We start from the raw sequence: 22,051 nt of genomic DNA, 5'->3' as shown, positions 1-22,051 counted from the left end.
CGGGGCAGGATCCCGGCTTTTTGCATTTATCTTATAGACCTTAAAGGCCGAAACGGTAGGTAAAGCGCAGACCGATCTGACGAGGTGTCAGGACCGTTGTCTGGAAGGACCGCACCGTCGCACCCTGTTGGATTTGGTTTGAACGGCTGGTGCTCTGCACGCCTGTTTCGGCAAACTCGTTGAAGAGGTTGTCGATATAGGCCGTAACAGTCCAGTCTTCCGTGTCATAGACAACAGACGCGTTGGCAATGCCAAAGTCATCCAGCGTCAGGCCGCCACCACGGGTGCCAGTACGTGACAGGACATGGCCCTGATAGGCATAGCCGAGGTTATACCGAAGCGTGGCGCCGTTATCGAGTGGCTGATCATAGTTGGCGAACAGGGAGAACTGCGTGGTTGGAGAACCAGGCAGACGGTCGCCGGACTTGCCGTCGATAAAGATGGTCGCAAAACCCGGGTTCGGGTTTGCAGATGTTGGCGTCGGGATTGTCCGGATCAGTGACGGTACATCGTCAGTCAGCTCGGACTTGGTGTAGCTGAAGGCACCGCGCAGGCTGAACCGGTCAGTCACACGCCAGTTACCGCTCATCTCGATACCTTTCGATTCTGCGCCGGAGGCGTTGATCGTGATCGGAATGCTTGCGTTCACCGTTGCCGAACCCAGCTGAGGGTCAGACCACTTCACGTAGAAGAGGGCCGCATTCAGCGTCAGGTCACCATCGAGCCAGGTGGTTTTGGCACCCAGTTCATAGTTGGTGGTTTTGTCGGGCGTGAAGAAACGCTCGTCAAACTCTGCCGTATTGCCATTGGCGTCATACACCTGACCTTGGGCCAGAGCACACGCGCCCTGGTTCTTGTCCGGATCAAACGCGTCACACTGGCCGATGCCGTTCGAGTTGCCGATGCGGTAGCCCTGGCTGACTGTGGCATAGACCAGCATGTCGTCATTCACTTCATAGGACGAGTTGATCTTGAAAAGCCAACCGCTGTCTTCCTGGCCGGCGTCTGGATCAGGTGCCCGATCGCCAAGTCCGTCAAAGTCAGGAATGGTGAAGCCAGGATCAAACAGCGGGAAGTCCACAGTAGAAGACGTTTCCAGCTTATATTCATAATAGCGCGCACCGACAGTTACCTGCCAGCGATCAGTGATGTCATACCCAAACTCACCGAACACAGCTTTTTCCGTCAGGTCGATCACGCTGGTAGAATAGTATTCCAGATCATCCGGGCGGTCGAAACCGGCAAATGCAGCGTAACCGGGCGTGAATTCAGCCGAGGTGCCGGTGGAGTTGAACTTGTTATAATACCCGCCGATGATCCAGTTATAGTCATGTTCGCCTTTGGAAACGAGGCGGACTTCCTGGTTGAAGAAGCTGTTTTCCTGGTCTTCACGGGTAAAGGCTGTGAAGGTTGGGAAGGTCTCATAGCTATATTCCAGGCTGATCAGAAGGTCGGTCTGGTCCCGCTGGCCGTTTTCCTTGTAGCCGCCAATACCGGATGCTGATGTCAGCTCCGCGAAACCAAGGTCGGCTGTAATCTCAAGCGCGAGGAGCTCGTTTTCGGTTTCGTTTGGTTCCAGCACACGGCTCGGGCTTTCGTACCGGTCGGTATTCAGCGGACCGCGCCAGCCACTGGTTTGGCGGCCTTCGTTGTCACTATTCTGGAAATAGTAGGTCAGTGTAGCATCAAGGCTGTCTGTCGGCTCCCAGCGTGCAGCAATACGGCCTGAAAGCGCTTCCTGGCCGTTCATATCCTCATAGCTGGTGATGTCTGCATTGGCGCCGTCCGGTTCAGATACGCCAATGTCATTGACTACGTAGCCATAGTCAATGAAGCCCTTATAGTCGAGATAATCAAGCGAGCCGCGGATCGCGAAATTGTCGGAAACCGGGACGTTGATGGTGAAGCCAGTATCGGTGCTTACACCATCACCATGTTTGGTCATATAGGCGTCGCCGCGGACCTCGAATGTGGTTTCGTCGAACTTGGGTTTGTTCGGAATATACCGAATGGCGCCGCCAAGCGTGCCTGCACCATACAGGGTGCCCTGTGGCCCAAGCAGCGTTTCAACACGCTCGAGGTCATTGAGCTTGAGGTCGATATAGATCGGGATCTCACCCAGATAGGTGGATACCGTTCCGCCATTTGCGCTGGCGGAACCCTGGCCGAGTGAATCGGCGTTCAGGCCGCGGACGATCAGGCGGTTACCGTTTCGGCCGCCGCGGTCCACCACGTTGATGCCAGGCACATAGGCCAGGATATCAGAGATGTCCTCGAAGCCTTGTTCTTCGATCTGTGCACCACCTACGGCTGCAATGTTGATGGGAACATCCTGTACAGAGCCCGCGCGGCGGGTGGCCGTAACGATAATCTCATCGATGGAAAAGGCGTCGGCCGTGTCTTGGCTGTCTTGCGCCTGTGCGACATTTGAACCCGTAACAGCCAGCGCAAGCGCCGTTGCAGCCCCACTCAATAGCGCTACATGGCGATGCTTTTTTTGTGGGTATGTTTCATGACCCTGGATCATGAGTTTCCTCCTTGTGGATTGGTCTTCAAACCGTTTTGCAGCCCCTCTACTGCAGACAACGTGACTTTTTGGGCGACCTTGTTGGCATCTTTTGGTTCTGCTTATGAGACAATAGCGTGCGTCTGTACCGCAAAGAATGGTCTGAGCATTTCTATGCCCCGAAGATTATTCTTTCGTCCATGTTACCAAAAAGACACGCAAAATTGCGTCGTTCTCCACAGGAATGATACAAACTTTCGCGGCGAATGACCTGCAGAATTGCAGAGACGGCGCAGCACAAGATGCAGTTCGAACCTGCTTGCCTGCAGAATCTGCGGTGGCTATGCCGAAGTTATAGCCTGCCTGAGACTAAAGTTGGCCTAGTTGATAAGGCGCCTGGCAGGCGGCTTCGAGAAATCGGTTGCGCAGACGTTTGGCTGTTGCCTACAACGGAACAGAGACTAGTGGCATTCAAGGTCGTCAGGTTGAATAGAACGGGATCCGCGGGGAATATTGTCTTGAACGAAGCGCTGAAGAAAGTCGTGGCTAAACAGTATCAGGAGGCCCACAACCTGAGCATGGAAATGATCCGACAGGATGTAAAGGACCCACGCCCCTATCACGCCCTTGGCCTGCTCGCACTCGATCACCGGAACTTTGTCAAAGCCGTCGAGCTGTGTGAACGCGCGACAATGTTGTCGCCTAGTGAGGCCGTTTATTGGGCGGCTTATGCCCAGGTCCTGTCGGTTGTTGGCCGCCAGAACGATGCACGGGAGGCCGCCGAGAAAGCCGCCGCACTGCCGGTAAATGATCCCATGACTGCGGATATCATTGCGGTCGTATTCAGTCGGGCAGGCTTTCATGAACGGGCAGTGCCCTTTTTCAGGCAGGCGATCAGCCTGAACCCGGGGCCTGCCAACTTCCACTATAATCTGGCATCATCGCTGCAGTTCGCCGGGCGTTTCGAGGAAGCGGAAGAGGCCTATAAGGAGACACTTGCCCGCGACGCGGAATTTTTCAAGGCGCACTCGGGGCTGGTGGCGCTCAAGAAGCAGACGCCTGAGGATAACCGCCTTGACGTGCTGCTGCCGATGTTTGACCGGCTCTCGGTTGACGCCGATGCAGCACTGCATCTGGGACACGCCATTGCCAAAACCTATGAGGACCTGGGCGAATATGACGAGAGTATCGCATGGTTGAAGCGCGCAAAGGCCCAGAACCGGGAACGCTATCCCATTGATGAAGCCGAACAGGCGGACATGTTCAAGGCCGCTGTGGAAACGGCTGGATTTGACGCACCCGGTGGGGCGGATGGCGCACCGATTTTTGTAGTTGGATTGCCGCGCACGGGTACCACCCTGGTAGACCGTATCCTGTCCACCCATCCGGACGTGGTGTCTGCTGGCGAACTGAATGTATTCGCAGGCCTTGTGAAGGCGAAGGCGGGAAGCAGCAGCAATATGGTGCTGGATGCAGAAACACTGAGAATGGTCGAAGGGGCTGACCTGGCTGAAATTGGCAATCATTACATGGCCGCAACCAAAGTGCTGGCGCGTGGGGCCGAGAGGTTCGTCGACAAGATGCCGCTGAATTTCTTCTATGCTGCGCTGATCCTCAAGGCACTACCGAATGCCCGCATTGTGGCGCTCAGGCGCGGCGCGATGGATAGCTGCCTCAGTAATTACAGGCAGCTGTTTTCCACCCAGTTCTCCTACTATAACTACACTTACGACCTTGAGAGCACAGCGCAATTCTATTGCGGGTTTGATGGGCTGATGGCGCAGTGGCGCGACCTGCTGCCTGCAGACCGCTTCATGGAAATCCGCTATGAGGATATCGTCTTTGATCAGGAAGCCCAGACCCGGCGTTTGCTGGATTTCTGCGGTCTGGATTGGTTCGAAGGGTGTCTTCGGTTCCATGAAAATGCGGCCCCGGTTTCGACGGCCAGTTCCGTGCAGGTCAGACAGCCGCTCTATTCCGGCTCCATTGGCCGCTGGAAGCGATACAGTGACGAAGGCCTTGAACCACTCACACGGGCGCTGGGAGACTTGGCCCAGGATTAGGGACAAAAAAAGCCGGGGCAGGACCCCGGCTTTTCTCTGATTCTCTACTCGCTTACTTACCGAAGCATTTATCGCTGGCGAGCCAATCAAGCAGCTCGGTGTAGAACTGTTTCTTGTGCTCGTGCGTGAAGCGGTTGGAGAAGTGGTCCAGGCCTTCCATTTCAGTGTATTTGTAGTCCTTGCCGTATTTCTTCAGTTCGTCAACAAACTGACGGCTGTGGATCACAGGGACCCGTTCATCAATCGCACCATGAACGACAAAGATCGGAATATTCACCTTCTCAACCTGTTTCTGAGGTGAAACTCCCTTGATGGTAGGGCGTTGCAGTTCCTTCAAAAACGGGTTGTTGTGAAGACCGGCGTTCAGGAGCTCCAGGTTGCTAACACCCGCGCCTGCAACTGCACACTGATAGATGTTGTCATCACGCATGGAGGCTGCGAAGGCTGCGTAACCGCCATAGCTCCAGCCAAACATCGCCAGCTCGTCCTTGGTGGAAAGGCCGTTTTCAACCAGATACATGGCAGCGTCATCCAGGTCGTCCTGCATCTTCAGGCCCCAGTTTTCGTCACCCGCTTTCCAGTGATCGAGGCCATAGCCGGTGGAGCCGCGATAGTTAGGCTGGATCACAACATAGCCGCGGCTGGCAAGGAGCTGGGACCATTCATCATAGCCGCCGGTTTCACGTACCCACGGGCCGCCGTGAGGCAGCACGATGCCAGGATACGGGCCTTCGCCCTTCGGCACCGTCAGGTAGGCATAGATGGTACGGCCATCACGGGCCTTGTAGCGGATATATTTTTTCTCTGCGAGGTTGTTCTTGTCCAGCAGTGGGTAGGTATCACCGATCTTGATCAGCTCCGCCTTGTTCTTCAACAGATAATATGTGCCTGGGGTCGTATCGGACGAAACATAAACCATGATCATGTTGTCGTCGTCGGACCGGCTGTAGAGCGACACATCATCTTCCGGAAACAGCGCCTGTACGGCGTCATGCAGTGCTTTCTCTGCCGGATCGGTATAGAAGCGCTTGTATTCTCCGGAGTCGTATGTGTAGCCCAAAAGCTTGCCCAGGTTATGGGGCTGGCTGCCGGTGATGATGCCGCCTGCATCAACTGACTTGAGGCCGAACAGACGCTCTGACAACTGTTTGGTTTCAAGGTTGTATGTGTAGATGCCAGACTTGTCTTCGCCGTTATTGGCGCGGATATACATCTCATTCGGGTTTTCCACCGAGAAGCCGAGTAGGTCGAAATCTTCCCGGGTCTCGGCATCAGGTGTGATCGTCTTGATCAGCTCCCAGTCATCATCACCCTTGAGGCGTGCATAATATTTGATGGAACCGGATTCGACCTCAAAACCGGTACCGCCGCGAATATCGCCATCGACATCATTGGTGAAGCCGCTGATTTTAGTGCTGCCACGAATAACTGTGCGCGTGCGACCATTATTCACATTGTAACGAACCACATCAGGGATGCGGTTTTCGTTAGCGTCCATTTCCAGGAGGATCTCATCCTTGTCGCTCCTGAACCAGGACATAAGACTGCTGCCCTCAGGCAGTTCCAGCCAGTTACCTTTGCCATCGGCATCAACAATGGCTCGCTGGAAGCGATAGTAGCTTCCCAAGCGGTTCGGTCGCTCTTTCTGGACGCGGAACGTCATGTAAAGACGATCACTATTGGCCCAACCTGCAGCTTGCATCTGCATTTTGTCGGAGCCTAGCCTGACAGGTTCTTTGTCCATGCGGCGGGTATCATAGATATCCACGATATAGTTGCCAGCAGCTGATGTGGCACGCAGGACAGCAAGCTTCTTCCCATCCGGTGAAACACGCGCGTCCTGAATCATTGGCAACATGGTAAAAGCCTCAAGCGGAATCTGGTCTTCTTCTTCCGCGAAGGCTGGTGTGCTCGGCGCAGCTGTCATCGACAGCACAGCAGCCATAGCAAAACCGAGTTTCTTAAACATTGAATCTCACCCCAATCATTTCCCAAGGTCGAGGCCACAGGGCGCCAGCCTACCGGGCCTCAGGTGAAAATGGCTCCAGGAGACAGTCTCCCGGAGCCACAATCTAACTTAGCCCACAGGCGTGGGCTAAGAGTTTTCTTAGAATGTCGCGCCTACGCTCATGAAGACAGAGCGGCCAATTACGTCATGACCGATGCCGATTGGAACGTTGCGAATGCTGAATACGCCGTCTGAATCCACGCGAGGTGGCTTGGCATTGAAGACGTTCTCAACACCTACGTTCACGCGGTATTTACCGTTGTTCCAGCCGATGGACATGTTGTGACGCATATAGTTGTCGGTGTAGTAAACCGGACGACAGCCAACACCCAGGCCATCACAAGGAATGGCAGTTGTGTCGAAGTCTTCTGGGTTGTCGTTTTCACCGCCCTGAATCCAACGCGCATCCCAGTTGAATGCGAAATCATCGTATTCAAGGGTCAGCAGGCCGCGGGCACGCCAGTGTGGGGAGCCAGGCTCACCAGCAAAGTCGTCGAGGTCGCCGAACAGTTCGAATTCGTTTTCGCGCTGGTTGGTTGCACGCAGGTCGAAGGATACGCCAAGCGTTTTGCTGCCAACTTCAAAGTCCTGCTGATAGTACAGGTTGAAGTCGAAGCCTTTGGACGTGTAGCGACCAGCGTTCACGAAGGAGGTATCCAGCAGATCAATGAAGCCATCGCTGTCACGCGTGATACGGCTACAGAAACCGCTGGTCGCGTTTGGCTCATCCGGGTTGTCGTAACAACGATTCACGATAAAGCCCCGGGTTGGTTCTTCGATACTGCCAGTGATCTCGATGTCGAAGTAAGTCACAGCAAGGCGCAGGTCGAAGTTGTCGAACCAAGGTTGGTCGAGAACAACACCAACAGTCTTACTGGTGCTTTCTTCTTCCGTCAGGTCAAGAGCACCACCAGTGATGATTTCTACAGAGTAGGAACCAAACGTTGCAGGGTTCAGGCCCAGCGTCGTTGGGTCCACGCCGTCTGCGCGACATGCATCAAGCACGCGGTCGAGGCGAGTATCATCAGCTGCATTGTAGATCTGTGGATCGCCAGGCTGGCCGCCTGGAGCGTTTGCACGAGCGGCTTCAGGAACAACACATGGGTCAGAAACCGAGTTAAAGCCCGTTGTACCGTTCAGGAAGTGCTCACGCAGGTTTGGTGCCCGGTAAGACGTACCGTAGCTGCCGCGGAAGGTCAGATATTCCACCGGACGGTACACACCCTTGACGGAGTATGTAGACGCAGGAGAATAGTAGCTCTCGTCAGTCCAGCGAGCAGATGCGTCAATCGACAGCTCTTCGGCGAATGGCAGGCCCTGCAACAGGTCCAGGTGTGTCTCTGCATAGAATTCGTGCAGGTCACGGGAGCCATCAGCACCGCTGTCAGCAAACCAACCAAAGAGAAGGCCATCTGCAGCTACGTCGTTCGGGTTGGACGCGATGGTGTCGCGGCGGAATTCATAGCCGAACACGATTGGAACAACAGTGTCGTTCCATGGCAGGCGGAACAGGTCACCCGTCAGGAATGCACTAGCCATTGTCTGCTTGACGATCGTCTCAGAGTAACGCTCAACCATCAGGAAGTCAGCTTCAGCGTCAGTGAACGTACCACCACCTTCTTGGAAGATGTTGTCACCGAACAGGTTCACAGGAACACAGCCGTTGGACGTATCGTTACAAACCGGATTGCCATTAGCGTCACGCGTCGCGTCCAGAGACTGCTCAAGACGAGGGTTGCTGATACCAAACCGGCTGTTGGAGCCTTTTGAGTAGCTGTAGGAGCCGTAAGCGTCGTACGACCAGTTACCCTGACCAAAGTTATCAAGCGCACTGATGTTACCGCGTACACCACCAACCAGACGGTACTGGTAGAGGTCGAAGTTTGCTGTATCACGGTCACCGCGAATGTTCACGATTGGCGTCACGGAAGTTGGGCCAATCGGGAAGCCGATAACGCCAAGACAGTCAACACCGTCTACACCACATGGGTTGTACGGGTTGTCTGCGCCTACAGTTGGGAACAACTGGTAGCCAGCCGCGAAGCTGCTGTCGTCACGCTGGGAATACAGGCCTTCGAAGTAGAAGGTCGTATCGTTCTCGTCCTACAGGTTATAGTCAGCAGTACCCATGATTGTCACACGCTGAGACGGTGAGATAAACTGGGATTGCTGCGCATATTCAGAACGATCGAACGCGTAGAACGGGTCCTGGAAGTCGAAGTCCTTGAGGCCATCGCCATCCCAGTCAACGATGGCGTAGCCATTGTCGTCCGTCAGATCGCCGTTGGCGTTGCTGTCAGCAGCTACCCAGTGTGGGAAGAAGCCAGCGAAGCCAGTTACAGACGATTCAGAGAAGTTTGGAATACCGTCCGATACACCAGGAATACCGGTGTTGGAGAAACCAGGCGTATAGTACACGCTGCCCCAGAACACTGGAATGGACATACGGTTGGTCAGCGGGAAGATGTTACAGTCAACGATGCCGCGGGACTCTGGGCCCAATGTGCGGTCGCCTTGGTAACGGTTCCCTTGCGCGTCTTCATACTCGTAGCCTTCGCAATCGCCCATGTATGGGTTTTCGCCAACAGTCTGCGCCTTACGGTCGTAGAATTCGGCACCGATCATAAAGCTTGCGCGGTCAGTTTTCGTGCCCCACAGAACGGAAGCCGTCAGCTCTTCAGCGCCACCAGCGAACGGAACCTGGTAAGAAGCGTCAACTTCGAAGCCTTCAACGTCCTGACGCAGCTTGATGTTCACCACGCCTGCGATTGCATCGGAACCATAAATGGTCGAAGCGCCGTCAAGCAGGATGTCATACTGGTCAACCATGATACTTGGGATCAGGTTCAGGTCAGGCGATGTTGGAGCACCACCGATACCGGCAGGCGCCAGGCGACGACCATTCAGAACAACAAGCGTACGCTCTGGGTCAAGACCACGCAGACCAATCTGCTGGGAACCCGGACCGTTGTCGATCACGAAACCACCGAAGGTGTTATCGATTTGCAGACCAGAAGTTTGAACAGTTGACTGCAGAACGTCTGCAGCACTGATCAGACCAATTTCACGGGATTTTTGACCCGAGATGATCTGGATTGGGGAAGCGCTGGTGAATTCGCTGCGGCGGATACGGGACCCCGTAACAACCACTTCAACCAGTTCATCCTCAAATACACACTCGCCGTCATCACCAATGACTTGGTCGGCTGCGCATTGTGGACCGGAACCTGCCGTGTCCTGTGCCATTGCGCCGGGCGTGCCCATCATGCCCGCAGTCGCAATAAGCAGTGAAGCCGTGCTGTATGCCAGCCGGTTCTTCAATAGCTCTGTGCTATTCATAAGTTACTCCTCCCAGAGATAAGTAGCGCCTGCCAGCCCCGACAGGCGCCCCTGACCTTTTGTTTAGGCCCCTAAAGTGTCGGCCCCCTCATTGGGAGTAAAGCCAAAGATTAACAAGAGATTAATTATGAAAACTGACTGTGACAAAAATGTAACTTTTGAAACTAACTGGGGCTAAACTTAAGGCCAGTCATGGTTTTATTGTGCCAAAGACATTATATCGCAGACTGTAGATTTTCGTTCTCAAACGGCTTTAGGAAGGCTAAAGAAATGGCAAGAGGAGGCCTTTTTTGAGTAACGCGCAACTGCAAAATCTTCTACAACAAGGCGGGCAGGCCTTCAGTCAGGGAAACTTGGCCACGGCTGAGCAATGTTGCCGTGCGATCCTCGCTCAGGTTGCCTCAGAACCCAATGCCCTGCACTTGTTGGGTTTGATTCGGCGCCGCCAAGGGCGGTTTGCCGAAGCAGAGCAACAACTGAGGAAGGCACTGGGTATCCAGCCTGCGAACGCGCAAATGCTTAACAATCTGGGCAACCTGTTGCGCGATATGAACCGGCCTCAGGAGGCTGTTGGTGCCTATGAAAAGGCGGCCGGGGTCCAGGCGGGGTTTGCCGAACCATTCTTTAACATGGGCCTTGCTTATCAAAGCATGGATCAGCACCAGGAGGCCATTGCCGCGCTTGAAAAGGCACGGGCGATAATGCCCAGCGATCCTCGTTTCGCGAACGCCATGGGTATTTCGTTCAAGGAAACTGATCAACTGGAAAAGGCTGTTGAGGCCTATGCTCAGGCTCTGAAGGTGAAGCCCGATTATTACCGTGCCCTCCATAATATGGGGGTGGCGCTCAGGATGCAGGACCGGCAGGCTGAAGCGCTCGATTATTATATGCGGGCCATGGAAATTGAGCCACGGATCGCAGAGCTCAGGTATAATCTGGCCAACGCTCTGTATGAGCTTGGCCGCTATGACGAAGCAGACGAACAATACCGCACGGCCATTGCCCTCAAGCCCGATTTCCTGGACGCCCACGAGACCTTGAACCAGATGTACTGGGAACATGGCAAGCGCGATCTGTTCGCCAAATCCTATCAGATTGGCATCAAGAACGCGCCCAAGTCGCCTGAGCTACGGGAGGCCTATATCAAGTCCCTTGAGCTTGCAGGCAACCAGGAAGCGGCGGAAGCTGTGGTCGATGAGGCCTTGTCGGACCTTGGTGGAGACGCGGGGCTGTTCCGCCGGAAAGCCCGCATCCTGGCGGCCAAGGGCGATGTGGATGCCAGCGTCGATTATTTCGCTAAGGCAGTGAATGCGAACCCTGAGCATCAGCCTATCCGCATGGATTTCTCGCGGCTCCTGATCCAAAAAGGTGATTATGAAAGCGCACTGGGCCACTTGGAAGCTGCTGAGGCCTTGAACCCGTTTGACCAGGAAATGTGGTGCTACCGGGGTCTGTGTTGGCGCTTTCTGGGTGACAAACGGGAGGCATGGCTGAATGATTATGATGCCTTCGTCCGGCCGCAGCGGATTGATACGCCGGATGGGTACGGGTCGCTTGATGAATTCCTTGAGGAGTTGGGCCAAACGGTAACGGACATGCATGTCACCCAGGTGCGGCCGCTTGAACAGACCTTGCGCGGCGGCACCCAGACTCACGGGCGCTTGTTCTTCCGCCCGGTTCCGATCGTCCAGACACTCAGGCAGCAGCTTGAGATATGCATTGCCCGATATATTGATGCCTTGCCCGATGATGCGGATCATCCCCTTTTGGGGCGCAAAAGCAGGACTTTCCGGTTCGCTGGGTCCTGGTCGGTGCGCCTGACCAAAGACGGTTTTCACGTCAACCACGTGCACCCGGCAGGGTGGATCAGCTCCGCCTTTTATGTACAGGTGCCGGATAGCGTAAGAGACACTGATGAAGCCCATGAAGGCTGGATCAAATTCGGTGAAAGCGGCCTTTCCCTTGGTGAAGGCCGAGAAGAGATCAAAAAGATCATCAAGCCGGAACCTGGCTTGCTGGCACTGTTCCCATCCTATGTCTGGCATGGCACAGTGCCCTTCACCGATGACGGTGTGCGCATGACGACGCCGTTCGATGTGGTGCCTACTTAAAGCCTACTTGTAGCGGAACCAGCCGGTGATGGCATATCGCTGTTTGGTGGCATAGTTGGCCACATAGCTGACAGCGTGATTTTGAGGCACAGTAAAGATGTTGAGCGCGTTGAAGCGGGGCAGGAAAGCCTCTTCGATGTCCCAGTCCTTGTCGTAAAACTGCAGGTAGCCGCCAAAATCCGGGTCCCAGTCTCGGGTGAAATTCAGCACAAAGGCGGCCACCCGAAATTCTTCTGTCACGTTATCGGTATGGAACTTGAGGAACTGGCCGGGGCCGTACCGTGTCGCCTGGGCATCGCCTTTGATAATCTCGGGCCGTCCTGTCAGCGTCCGCATGAAGGCCAGGACTTCTTCTGAATTGATAAATTCCAGAACCCGATCCAGGAGGGGCACCTGGCCCCACCCGTTCATATAGGCATCCAGAATAGGATAGCAGTTGTAGGCATACTGAAATCCTGTGCGCGCCCGGTCATAAAGTTCTTTCAGGAGCTTCTGCTGGTCTGGCGCCGACATCTTCTGCATTTCTTCAGCGCGCAGGAACTGGGATTCGCCGTTGTTGTAGGCAAAGCCCCATGGCACCTGTGTCTCCAGACATGTAGCAATTTTATTGGCACTGACTTCAGACAGGATGTTGGGAATATGAAGGCGCCTCTTGCTGGCATATTCCTTGGCCAGATCGTCCACGTTCAATTGGCTGTTCAGCGAAAAGTCCAACATATCCACTCTTTTCCCTTTGTGGTGACTACAGGTCTTTTAACTTATGGCGACCCATTGTAAAAGGCGAAGGCTGGCTTGCCGACGACTTTCCTGGCGACAAAAGGAAGCAGGCGGCATTGGGCGATTTGGGTAGGGGAGATTTTTTTGACGATTGATCAGCTACTTGACCAGGCTGAGGGGTGCCACAGAGCCGGTCGGCTTGATGATGCTGTCGCCCTATACCAAAAAGCATTGATGACGTCCCCAGGGCATGCTGATGCGGAATATGGTCTGGGCACTGTGTTGATGCAGCAAAACAAGGGCGATGAAGCGCTGGGTCATCTGACGAGCGCGGTGACGCAGCTACCCAACGTGCCTGAATTTCAGTTCAATCTTGCACTTTGCCTAGTCAAGGTTGGGCGCATTGAGGACGCCAAATCAGCACTGCTGAGGGCAGCCGCACTTGCTGGAAACAACATCTATTTCCTGATCCCAATCTGTACCAAAATGGTTGAACTGGGGCTGGCCGGGCAGGCCTATAATTGCCTGGACCGTACCGGCGATCAAAGCCCCAAAGTCCGAATTCTCAAGGCAAAGGCCCTGGGTGCCGCCGGCAACTGGCGTGGGGCCGCCCGGGCGCTGGCGGAGCTGGCAGACGAAAGCCCAGATGACCCTGTAGTGTGGTTTGAGCACGCAAAAGCTGCAGGCTTCCTGCGTGACTATGCTGCGGCGGTCGCGTCCTTCAAAACCTACATGACCAAAAAAGAGCCTTCAGCAGAGGACTTTCTAAGCCTTGCAGATCTGCTGCTGACTGCGCGCCAACCGGAAGCCGCCCGGGCTGAGCTTGAGAAAGCTGTCGGCGGTGGTGTGGACCGGGCTGAAGCCCATCACCTGGCGGCCAAATGCGCGCGCCTTGAGGGTGATAAAGCGGGTGTCCGGAAGTTTTCCGATTTGGCGATTGAGCGCCGACCCACGTTTGGGCACGCCTGGCAGTTGAAGTTTGAAGTCTCGGCCAAAGATGAGCTGGCGGAGCTCGCCGAGACATGTACCCGCCTGGTTGACGCCGATGGCGCGACGGAATGGGACCGGATCATGCTGGACCTGACAGCCGGCCGCGCGTTCGAGAAGCTTGACCGGTTTGATGATGCCTTCCTGGCATTCGCACGAGGCAATTCGAAGCACAAGGCGCTGTTGGCTAAACGAAACTTTGCCTACGACAAAGCCGCCACGACCGCTGAACACGACAAGATCATTGGTCATTTCCCAATAGGTGGCAATTATGCTGTAGCGCCCAGGCTGGAGGGCCAGAGGCCAATCTTCATTCTGGGGATGCCGCGGTCCGGCACTACGCTGGTCGAAAAAATTCTGGCGTGCCTCGACGGGGTGGAAGCGGGCGGCGAAAATGAAGCGCTCGAATTCGTTGCTGCCCAATACTATTGGGACCTGGCACAAGGCCGTGCTGTTTGCCCGACAGAGGTGGCTGCTGAAAGCTTGGAAGCCATGGCCTCCTCCTACTGGCAGAAAACACCGCATAAGCTGCCTGTTGTAACAGACAAGATGCCTCACAACTTCCGCCATGTGGGGTTGATCTGCCAAATGTTCCCTGATGCCCGAGTGATATACATGCGGCGCGACCCCCGGGATGTGTGCCTGTCTATCTTCAGTCGGCTGTTCCCGGAAGCGCATCGCTATGCAGTGGACCTGGAATGGCTTGCGCACTTCTATGCTGAAAATATGCGTCTGAAAGATCACTGGAAGTCTGTCTTCCCAGATCAGGTGCTGGAAGTGGTCTATGAAGACCTGGTCGATGACCCAGTGAGCCACACCCAAGAAATCGCCAAATTCTGTGAATTGGAATGGCATGCCGGGTGTCTTGAATTTCACAAACAGCAGGGGACCAGTTTCACCTTCAGCGAACTGCAGGTCAGGAAGCCCTTGAACAAGGAAGGTATCGGACGCTGGCGGTCTTATGAGGCCCAGCTTGCCCCCCTGGAAAAGGCGCTGGAGGCCTATGGGGTGCTTTCCTGATGGTGGCGAAGGAGACAGCCTGGACAACCTACTGGCATGCCGCCAACCGATTGGACAGCTGTATTGTTCGTCAGGGTCAGCAAGAAGGCGATCAAAAGGCGATCTTTGGATTTTGGCGTGAATTTGTGAAGGGTTGTCCATCCGGTGGACGATTGCTGGATCTTGCGACTGGGAATGGTGCGGTCGCTTTGCGTCTTGTTCAGGCCGCTGCTGACCTTGGCAAGGATGTCACGGTGGATGCCGTTGATCTGGCGGATATCCGGCCTGAATCTTATCTGACAGAATATAGCGATTTCGCGAACCTGATCCAGTTCCATGGCGGGATTGACATTTGCGCCTTGCCGTTTGGTGACCAGTGTTTTGATGGTGCTGTGTCCCAGTTCGGGTTTGAATATGCGCCGGCTGCGCCTGCGGTCGCCGAACTCGCCCGTGTGCTTCGACCAGGGGCACCCTTCCAGTTTCTGGTCCACCATACGGAGGGTGCGTTGGTTACGCCGAATGTGGAGCAGGTCGCTGAAATCAAGGCGCTTTTGGTGCCAGGGGGGCTGGTTGATTGCATTCAGCAGCTTCTGGCGGGCACTTTACCGATGGACCGTCTGGAAGACGAAGGCAGGCGTTTGCTCGTCCAGCACAATAATCAGTTGCCGCGAATCACGTCAGAGATTTTCGCAGCAGTGAGGCAGCTTCTCGCGCGTCAGGATCTCGACTTGGATGTGCGCGCTCAAGGCGCTTCTGATATGCGTCACCGACTTGAGGCAGAGCAGGAACGCATGCGCCAGCTTGGTGATGCGGCTTTGTCTGAAGGCGAGGCAGATAATTTGCGTGCGTTGATGGCGGATGCAGGTCTGCGGCACGTCAGCTTTGAACCATTTCACGTTGGCGAAGACCGAGCTCTGCTCGGATGGCAGTTCACTGGCCACAAGTGATTTCGATTAATTCCTGAAATTTGCAGCGGGGTGTCTGGCTACCGACGGTTTGCGCTGCCGTTTGGTCAAGGCGTTTGGGCAAAAAGAAAGCGGCGGGCAATGCCCGCCGCTCCCGTGTTTCGATTAAGCCGTTGGCTTAGAAGCGCACACGTGCACCCAGGAATACGCGCGTACCGATTGCGTCGTAAGTTTCTGGGAAGGTGTTTGCTTGCTCTTGGCTGTCACCAACAAACGTAGGCTTGTTGTTGAAGATGTTGCGAGCACCACCGTACATCTGCAGGTTCTCGTTCACGTCGTACGTGAAGGACAGATCGAAGTAGTTCTCAGCACCCAGCGTAGGAACTGGCAGATCAGCTGCGGTCAGACCGCCGTTGATGATCTGGTCATCCTGTACGCTGTCGAGCCAACGCCAGTTCAGCGAGAGCTGAAGTGGGCCGTTCGTCATCGTCGTACGCAGGTTGAAGCGGTACTTCGGATCAGGCTCACCACAAGTGTTACCGTACTGGCCTTCACAGTCGTTTACCGTACCTACGAACAGGTCAGGCGTCACTTCGTTGTTGATTACGTGCGTACCAACGAAGTTGAAGTCCAGTGAGGAACCACCTTCGAAGAAGCCGAAGTCAACATCCATGCCGTAAGACATCTGCAGGTCAACACCAGCAGTCTTGATCTGACCGATGTTTGCGTTACCAGCGAATACAGTGTCAACGTTACCGTCTACACGACGCGTGATTGCTTGACAGTAGATCGAGCTCAGGTCCTGAACTTTGTTGTAACAAATGTCCAGGATGTTGTTAACGCCGCCACCCAGGGTGGAGATAGCGTCATCGATCGTGATGTCATAGTAGTCAACGGTCATGGTGAAGCCAGGAAGGGCTTCTGGCGTGATCACAGCACCGAAGGTGTATGTGTCAGCAGTTTCCTCGAACAGGTCAGGGTTACCACCGAAGATACCTTCGATCTGGCCGTTAGCTTGGGTGAAGTTGCCGGTCAGACCAGCAGGAACACCTTGTGCTTCACAGAGCGAGATCAGGGTAGCGGATGGGCTAGCAGTTGCATCGGAACATGGGTCAGATGCGCCTGGGAAGCCGTTTGCGTTACCTTGGAACAGCTCGAGTACGTTAGGAGCACGTACAGCGCGCTGATACTGTGCACGCAGGCTGATGTCAGCTACAGGTGCCCAAGTCAGACCACCAGCGTAGGACCATACGGAACCTGCAGTGGAATAGTCTGCGTAACGAGCAGCCAGGCTGGCTTCGAGGTTTTCAGCCATTGGAGCGCCAGTGATGAGTGGCAGAGCCATCTCAGCGAACACTTCGTAAGTGTCAAAGCCACCTACAGTTGGCTCACCAGCGTTGAAGCCGAGAACGTCACCGGATGCCAGGAAGGTATCAGGCGTGAACGCGGATTCGTCTTTGCGGTATTCAACACCGATCGCGAGGCCAACTTCACCAGCACCAGTCCAGTCACCGAGTGAACCGGAAACGATACCCTGGATGTTCTGGGTTTCGATTTCAGTTACGTTGGTTGCGGAGATGTTTACGAAGTCAATTGCTTCTTGGCTGATGTTGCCAGCACCGAAGATGTTCAGTGGCACACAGCCGCCGGATGGATCCTGACATGCAGTACCATCGTCAGTTACTGCAATCGCTTGAACGAAGCGGGAAGCAGAAACGTCGTTCTTCAGGAACTGGAAGTTGTCTACGCGAGCGTAGGAGTAGGATACATCGTAGGACCAGCCGTCACCGATTTCGCCGTCGAAACCAACGAGAACGCGGAAGGCGTCACGAGTGTCGAGAGCCTGACGTGGGCCGTTTTCAACCATACGACGGCCAACAAATGCGAGCATGTTGTCGTCGCCGTCTACAACGCCATCACCGTTGGTGTCAGTACGGGAGCTAGCGAGAGCAGCCTGTACGTCAGCCGTGAAGAATGGGCTGTCTGGGTTGATTTCGATGGTAGTGAAAGCAGGCGTTGGAGCCAGCTCTTGTGGCACTTTGTTCGATACGAACGTAGCTTCCGTGTACATACGAACGCTGTCGTTGATCTGATAGTGAGCCATTGCAGACGCCATCCAGCGCTCTTGTGGGAGCTGCAGGAAGTTGTCTGGCGCGTAGTTGAACGAATCAGACGCTGCGGAGTATGGCGCACCGGAACCGTCGCTGTTGAAACGGCCGAGAGCATATTCACCAGCACCACCTGGATTCACAGTTGGGCCACCGAAGATACGCGTGCCAGGGATACCGGAGGAGCCGAAGCCACCCAGGCCAGTGCCTGCACCATATGCTTCACCTGGCAGACGATCTGGATCGCCGCCTTCGCCGAGAGCGTAAGTGGAGAACTTACGGTCACCTTGCATGAGAGACTTACGCTTAGCGTAGTTCACAAACAGGGTAGCGTTACCGCGACCGTCAGCGAAGTTGCCGCCCATTGTCGCGTCGATGTTGTATTTCTCAGCATCGCCGTGGATCGTGGTGTCGTATTGACCGGAAACTTCCAGACCTTCGTAATCGTCTTTCATCACGAAGTTAACAACACCGGACATAGCGTCGGAACCGTAAACAGCGGAAGCACCACCGGTCACAACTTCAACACGCTCGATCAGCGTGGATGGGATGGTGTTCAGGTCAACCGTACCAGACTGACGAGACTGGAGGTAACGGCGACCGTTTACCAGAACCAGGGTACGGAAAGAACCGAGACCACGAAGGTCAACAGTTGCAGTACCATCACCTGGGTTGTTGGAGGAGCCACCAAAGCCTGGGATCGTTTGTGGCAGGGTAGCAAGTACCTGCTCAACGTTCTGTGCACCAGACAGTTGGAACTCTTCAGCACCAACGGTAGAAATTGGGGAAGGAGCCGTCAGGTCGCGACGTACGATGCGCGAACCGGTTACGGTTACTTCTTCCAGGTCCATATCAAAATCGGAGTCTGCATCTTGTGCAGAAGCACCGGTTACGCCTGCGCCCAGCGCGAAGCTGGCGAGCAGTGTTGCGGCGCTACCCATAAGGGCGGAGCGGCGCAATTTCATGAGTTCCTTAGACACTCTGCGTTTCCTCTTCTGTATTATTGCTTTCCAAGCACTCGGAATATGCGGAAATTACTTTCCGCTCATATCCTGTAGCCAGAATCTGTCCCCGCATGACAGAAAAGTTTAATCTTCCGGTTAGGTGAACTTTGGGATTAGCAGATTGGTGTGTCATTTGCGCCACAGACATAAACGATGGTTATATCAAGTCACTGGAACCTCGCTGTAGCTGTATTTTAGGCGGTTTAAACCCTCTGTGGTTGATGGATTTTAGTTTAGAGCGAAAGTTTTTCTGCTGGCATTGGTTTTAGAAGAAACTGTTTCTCTTTGCGCCTGTGCGGCATGCTTGTCTGCGGACGATGACGCCGCTTGCCGCCGGGTCTTTGGCTTCTTGTGGTGGGCTGGTACCTGAAGCTCTTGAATTTGCGGTATTTTACCGGACGCGGGGCATGCCTGGCCGCTTTCAGGCTATTCGGCAGTGCTGAGATCAGGAGCGTCCGGGCGGGTGTTGTGGTAATGCGTTGCGGATGGTCAAATGGGCTGATGCAGCAGGCAAAGTCTTTCGTGCCACCTCTCGAGACAAAGAAAGGGCTGAAAGGCGGCTGATATGGGGCTTTGTGGCCTTGTTGCAACAGGCTGGGCGGGTCCCCATGGTCTAGTCTCGCCTTCCAGGCAGGCCGGAGCCTGACTGAATTTTGGCGGGTCAGTTTTGAGGGGCTACCCTTAGTTGGCGCGTTTGACGCGGAAGGTCCGGCGTGTCAGCTCGAAGGTTAACAGGTAACCGCCAAAGGCTGTCTTATTAATATGTACCGCCATGCCTTCTTTGACCGGGCCGGTTCTGCCGCCGTCGACGATCTGCCAAACCATGCCGTTTTCGAGTACCAGGTATTTGCCGCCAACCCGCGGCTCGATCACGCGTTTGATTGCGCTTTCGACCCGGTCAACGGTGCGGACCTCTGCGTCAGCCCTGCCGAACTCTTCCGTCCGCTGTGCAGCCAGCTCTGCCTCGCGGCGTTTCTCCGCTTCGGCCAGCTTGCGCTTCTCTTCTTTGAGTGTTTTCGCTTCGGCACGCAGGCGCTTGGCCTCGTTGAGGCTGGCGGTGGCTTTCTCGAAGTCAAATCCGGCTGCTGCTTTGTCGAAGCAAGCTAGCCGTTTGGCGTCGTCGTTAATGGCCGCACACTTCTTGAAGTTGTCGAGCGTCGGTGTGTCGTCTGCTGTAACTGGACCGATTGATACGCACAGCGCAAGTCCGGTGGATGCCAGTAGAGTAGCGGCGATCCTGTTCATTAGAAGTCCCCCTTGAAGTTTCCTGCCCCATATATCTGTGGTGGGCTTGCCGTTTATCTGTCGGCTGTATTTGTCATGCCAGCCACGCCTTCCGAATCAGGTGATGGGTTCACCGTGTCAGCAGAGGCCGTTTGCAATATCTGTTGCTGCATCAGGATTTTGTCAATATCTGCTACAAGCGCTGCCTGGGCGTGCTGGAAGGTAGCCAGTTGCTCCTTCTCCAGAACCCGTCCAGTTGGCAGTTTCAGGGTAAGCGGGTTGGCGTGTCGGCCGTTAACCAACACTTCATAATGGAGGTGTGCAGCCGTTACCCGGCCCGTAGCGCCGGCATAGCCGATGATCTGTCCCTGCTTCACCCGGACACCGGCCTTGATACCCCTCCCGTATTTGCTCAGGTGGGCATAGGCCGTCTGATAGGTGCTGTTGTGGCGTATGCGGATATAGTTGCCATACCCACCATAGCGGCTGGCCCGTTCCACCACACCATCACCAGCGGCCATGATGGGCGTCCCGGTGCGAGCCCGGAAGTCGACGCCGGTATGCTGCCGCGTGTAGCCAAGTACCGGGTGCCTGCGTTTGCCGTAGCTTGACGTCACGACGGTGACATCCAGCGGTGTCTTCATCAGGGCCTTGCGGGTACTGTGGCCGTTGGCATCGAAATAGTCACCCTGGCCGGTCTCATCTTCAAAATAGGTTGCCTCCAGCGTGCGCTTTTGAAGCTCAAGGCGCATGTGCAGGATGCGGCCTTCTGCCAGGTCACCAAAGTCTGGAGCATAGCTGCGCTCGAAATAGACCTGAAACTTATCGCCGGTTCGAATCTCGCGCTCAAAGTCCACGTCAAAGCTCATCAGGCGGATCAGTTCGACAATGACGGGCGTTGGCAGCCCGGCCCGTTGTGCAGACAAATAGAGGCTATCGGTAATCTCGCCTTCTACCAGGTGGGTCAGGGCCAGAGTTGCGATGGGTGTCCGCATTGCGTCATAGCGACCGTCGGCGGCCAGCAGAACGGCTTCCGCCTCGAAGCTGTCGCGCATGCGCAATTCCTGGATGCGGCCACTTTTGTCCGCCGCTGGAATGATCCGCACTTCCTGGCCGCGCTGCAGCCGTCTCAGGTTCGTAACGTCCTTCAGTACCCCTACAGCCTTGTGGGCCTCGACCGAAGAGATGCCTGCGCGGTGCAGCAGGCCGATCAGCGTCTCGTTTCTTCTCAGTCGGTAAGTCTGCGCTGCGGCGGGGACGACATCCGTGTCGGGTGTCTTGCCGGTACTTGCTTCTGCAACGGCTACTTCGCCTGACTCTTTTATATCGGTATCGGCAAGCATGGGTGGTTCAGGTGTTGGGTCAGCCGCCTGGGGATCGTTAGAATGATCATTGCCGCCCAGGTTAAGAATCAGCACCAGCATGAGGCCAGCGCCAGCGATTGTGGCGAAGCCCAGGGGCGACTCGCTCACTTTTAGCGTCCGGCCGAGCTGACTTTTCACATTAGCGCGCCAGGCAGGGTCAGAAATCTTGTCGCGAATCTCGTTTAATCGAAACATCTATCATCCTCTGATTCACAAAAACCGCATCGTGACACGCTCGCTGATTCACGGTGCGGTGCTCTCAATTCACCAATTAGAGTCTTTATATATATAGGGCAGTATATCTGACATGGATTCACTGTCAATTTCATCCTGAAATCGACAGTGATAATGCCGAAAAGCCCGGGTTTCTGCGGATTGTAACAGGAGGCTGTAAAAAAAGTGCAAAAATGCCAAAAAAGCTCTTGCGCTTTCACCCCGATCCCCCTAGAAACCGCTCCACCGACGGGGCGCGCTGCTCTACCGGACGGGGCCCACGGGCACCAACGCCGGATAGGAATGCCGCACCGACGACACGGTCTGAAAGTTGTTAAAAACTTTGTTTGAAACGACTTGACACGGAGGGTTCGCCCACCATATACAGATCGCCCTGCCGCACGCTGACGAAATGTCCGGTCCGGCACATTGCCTGAAACGCGAAGAAGGTTTCAAACTGGTTTTCCGGTCAGGCAGGTTTTTTGCTCTTTGACATTGTAGAT

The 22,051-nt window shown here is 55.1% G+C and carries 12 protein-coding genes; 4 read left to right on the top strand and 8 right to left on the bottom strand.

Annotated features, from left to right (window positions below; genetic code table 11):
* Positions 1-40: 40 nt before the first annotated feature.
* Positions 41-2,527, bottom strand: a complete 2,487-nt coding sequence (locus B3Z17_RS05600; protein ID WP_286828921.1) for a TonB-dependent receptor — start codon at positions 2,525-2,527, stop codon at positions 41-43.
* A 497-nt stretch (positions 2,528-3,024) separates the two neighbouring features.
* Here B3Z17_RS05600 and B3Z17_RS05595 point away from each other — a divergent pair, with 497 nt between their 5' ends.
* The gene (locus B3Z17_RS05595) at positions 3,025-4,569 is read left to right on the top strand and encodes a tetratricopeptide repeat-containing sulfotransferase family protein (RefSeq protein ID WP_286828920.1); all 1,545 of its coding nucleotides are present in this window, start codon (positions 3,025-3,027) and stop codon (positions 4,567-4,569) included.
* 52 nt (positions 4,570-4,621) lie between these two features.
* Here B3Z17_RS05595 and B3Z17_RS05590 read toward each other — a convergent pair whose 3' ends face one another.
* The 3 genes from B3Z17_RS05590 to B3Z17_RS05580 form a co-directional block, all read right to left on the bottom strand.
* Positions 4,622-6,538, bottom strand: a complete 1,917-nt coding sequence (locus B3Z17_RS05590; RefSeq protein WP_286828918.1) for an alpha/beta hydrolase family protein — start codon at positions 6,536-6,538, stop codon at positions 4,622-4,624.
* A gap of 138 nt (positions 6,539-6,676) precedes the next feature.
* On the bottom strand, positions 6,677-8,602 hold the full coding sequence (locus B3Z17_RS05585) for a TonB-dependent receptor (protein WP_286828917.1): 1,926 nt from the start codon (positions 8,600-8,602) through the stop codon (positions 6,677-6,679).
* 78 nt (positions 8,603-8,680) lie between these two features.
* Complete coding sequence (locus B3Z17_RS05580) at positions 8,681-9,916, bottom strand: TonB-dependent receptor plug domain-containing protein (protein WP_286828916.1); 1,236 nt, start codon at positions 9,914-9,916, stop codon at positions 8,681-8,683.
* Positions 9,917-10,206: 290 nt separating this feature from the next.
* Between B3Z17_RS05580 and B3Z17_RS05575 the strand changes: the two genes are divergently transcribed.
* Positions 10,207-12,027, top strand: a complete 1,821-nt coding sequence (locus B3Z17_RS05575; protein ID WP_286828915.1) for a tetratricopeptide repeat protein — start codon at positions 10,207-10,209, stop codon at positions 12,025-12,027.
* Positions 12,028-12,030: 3 nt separating this feature from the next.
* Here B3Z17_RS05575 and B3Z17_RS05570 read toward each other — a convergent pair whose 3' ends face one another.
* The gene (locus B3Z17_RS05570; RefSeq protein WP_286828914.1) at positions 12,031-12,744 is read right to left on the bottom strand and encodes a 2OG-Fe(II) oxygenase; all 714 of its coding nucleotides are present in this window, start codon (positions 12,742-12,744) and stop codon (positions 12,031-12,033) included.
* 144 nt (positions 12,745-12,888) lie between these two features.
* Between B3Z17_RS05570 and B3Z17_RS05565 the strand changes: the two genes are divergently transcribed.
* Positions 12,889-14,751, top strand: a complete 1,863-nt coding sequence (locus tag B3Z17_RS05565) for a tetratricopeptide repeat-containing sulfotransferase family protein (RefSeq protein WP_286828913.1) — start codon at positions 12,889-12,891, stop codon at positions 14,749-14,751.
* Positions 14,751-15,677 (top strand): class I SAM-dependent methyltransferase, encoded by a 927-nt coding sequence (locus tag B3Z17_RS05560; protein WP_286828911.1) that lies wholly within the window; start codon positions 14,751-14,753, stop codon positions 15,675-15,677. The genes B3Z17_RS05565 and B3Z17_RS05560 overlap by 1 nt, the downstream gene beginning before the upstream one ends.
* 136 nt (positions 15,678-15,813) lie before the next feature.
* Here the strand turns inward: B3Z17_RS05560 and B3Z17_RS05555 are convergent, their stop codons facing one another.
* The 3 genes from B3Z17_RS05555 to B3Z17_RS05545 all read right to left on the bottom strand — a co-directional run bounded on the left by B3Z17_RS05555 (position 15,814) and on the right by B3Z17_RS05545 (position 21,530).
* Positions 15,814-18,723: a TonB-dependent receptor plug domain-containing protein gene (locus B3Z17_RS05555; RefSeq protein ID WP_286828909.1), complete on the bottom strand. Its 2,910-nt coding sequence runs from the start codon at positions 18,721-18,723 to the stop codon at positions 15,814-15,816.
* 705 nt (positions 18,724-19,428) lie between these two features.
* Positions 19,429-19,992, bottom strand: a complete 564-nt coding sequence (locus B3Z17_RS05550) for a hypothetical protein (protein WP_286828908.1) — start codon at positions 19,990-19,992, stop codon at positions 19,429-19,431.
* Positions 19,993-20,045: 53 nt separating this feature from the next.
* On the bottom strand, positions 20,046-21,530 hold the full coding sequence (locus B3Z17_RS05545; RefSeq protein ID WP_286828907.1) for a M23 family metallopeptidase: 1,485 nt from the start codon (positions 21,528-21,530) through the stop codon (positions 20,046-20,048).
* Positions 21,531-22,051: the final 521 nt, after the last annotated feature.

The organism is Kordiimonas sp. UBA4487 (assembly GCF_002389025.1).
GTDB classification, from domain to species: domain Bacteria; phylum Pseudomonadota; class Alphaproteobacteria; order Sphingomonadales; family Kordiimonadaceae; genus Kordiimonas; species Kordiimonas lacus.
Note: the sequence above shows the minus strand (reverse complement) of the source record. Positions and strands in the feature narration are given on the sequence as shown.

Coding starts and splice junctions, on each gene's coding strand:
- B3Z17_RS05600 (WP_286828921.1), bottom strand. CDS start 2,527: ATGATCCAGGGTCATGAAACATACCCACAAAAAAAGCATCGCCATGTA.
- B3Z17_RS05590 (WP_286828918.1), bottom strand. CDS start 6,538: ATGTTTAAGAAACTCGGTTTTGCTATGGCTGCTGTGCTGTCGATGACA.
- B3Z17_RS05580 (WP_286828916.1), bottom strand. CDS start 9,916: ATGAATAGCACAGAGCTATTGAAGAACCGGCTGGCATACAGCACGGCT.
- B3Z17_RS05570 (WP_286828914.1), bottom strand. CDS start 12,744: ATGTTGGACTTTTCGCTGAACAGCCAATTGAACGTGGACGATCTGGCC.
- B3Z17_RS05560 (WP_286828911.1), top strand. CDS start 14,751: ATGGTGGCGAAGGAGACAGCCTGGACAACCTACTGGCATGCCGCCAAC.
- B3Z17_RS05550 (WP_286828908.1), bottom strand. CDS start 19,992: ATGAACAGGATCGCCGCTACTCTACTGGCATCCACCGGACTTGCGCTG.
- B3Z17_RS05545 (WP_286828907.1), bottom strand. CDS start 21,530: ATGTTTCGATTAAACGAGATTCGCGACAAGATTTCTGACCCTGCCTGG.